The sequence below is a fragment of the Nocardia cyriacigeorgica genome (assembly GCF_010858045.1).
Classification (GTDB): Bacteria; Actinomycetota; Actinomycetes; order Mycobacteriales; family Mycobacteriaceae; genus Nocardia; species Nocardia cyriacigeorgica_E.
Genome location: NZ_JAAGVC010000327.1, coordinates 1 through 290 on the forward strand (window position 1 = coordinate 1; position 290 = coordinate 290).

The following is a 290-nucleotide window of genomic DNA, read 5'->3' on the forward strand; positions in this document are numbered from 1 at the left end:
CTGCTCGACGACGCGCACGATGCCTACGCCAAGCGTGAGGAAGAGATCGACGGCCTGGCAGGAGAGGGCAGCATGCGCACCCTCGAGCGGCAGGTGCTGCTACAGGTCCTCGACCACAAGTGGCGCGAACATCTCTACGAGATGGACTACCTCAAGGAGGGCATCGGCCTGCGCGCGATGGCCCAGCGTGACCCGTTGGTCGAATACCAGCGTGAGGGCTTCGACATGTTCGCCGCGATGCTGGAGGGCCTGAAGGAAGAGTCGGTCGGCTACCTGTTCAACCTGCAGGT

The 290-nt window shown here is 63.4% G+C and carries 1 pseudogene; it reads left to right on the top strand.

The annotated features are described in order from the left end of the window. Window positions 1-290 (top strand): annotated as a pseudogene (locus GV790_RS29895) (preprotein translocase subunit SecA); the annotation flags it as partial.